The sequence below is a fragment of the Moraxella sp. 179-F 1C4 NHS genome (assembly GCF_045370505.1).
In the GTDB taxonomy this organism is placed as follows: domain Bacteria; phylum Pseudomonadota; class Gammaproteobacteria; order Pseudomonadales; family Moraxellaceae; genus Faucicola; species Faucicola tetraodonis.
In genome coordinates this window covers 1-543 of record NZ_JBIQEC010000085.1, presented here as the reverse complement: position 1 = coordinate 543, position 543 = coordinate 1, and the positions used below count along the sequence as shown (strand labels likewise).

Annotated in this window: 1 protein-coding gene; it reads left to right on the top strand. The window is 68.7% G+C overall.

The genetic code is table 11. The annotated features are described in order from the left end of the window. Window positions 1-20 precede the first annotated feature (20 nt). Window positions 21-543, top strand: a 523-nt coding sequence (locus ACH0AB_RS11965; protein ID WP_406878285.1) for a hypothetical protein, incomplete at its 3' end; no start/stop codon positions are given.

Here is a 543-nt window from a genome sequence, read left to right as displayed (position 1 = left end):
CCCTCATCGCCATGGCCCTCATGGCTGACGACCGCCACACGCCGCCGCCCTACTTCGGTGGGCACCGTGAACTAGCCAAGGCGCTGGGCATGGACCCGGACCACCCGCGGACGCCCGAGCGCGTGCGGCGCGTCGTCCGCGGCCTGGAGGTCGCTGGCCCTCTGGTGGCTGGTATGGACGGGAAGGCCGGACAGCGCAGGGACTACGCATTGGCCCTGGATCCCCTGACCACCTACCAGGCCCGTGGAGTCGGCCCCGTGGAGTTCACCCGCACCGTCTATGGAGCGGACGGCAAGCCGCGCACGGAGACGTACTCCGTCCGGCTCACCAAGTGGGTTGCCGTGCCCCGTGATGATCCGAGGCCGCGCCGCGACCCCCCACGTGAGATGGGAGGTGACCCCCCACATGACGTGGGAGGTGACCCCCCACCCCAAAGGAGAGGTGACCTCCCACGTGACGTGGGGGAGACCCCCCACATGACGTGGGACCCAACAGACACTCACAAGCACTCCAGGAACGAGGGAGAGGAACAGACAGCCATTC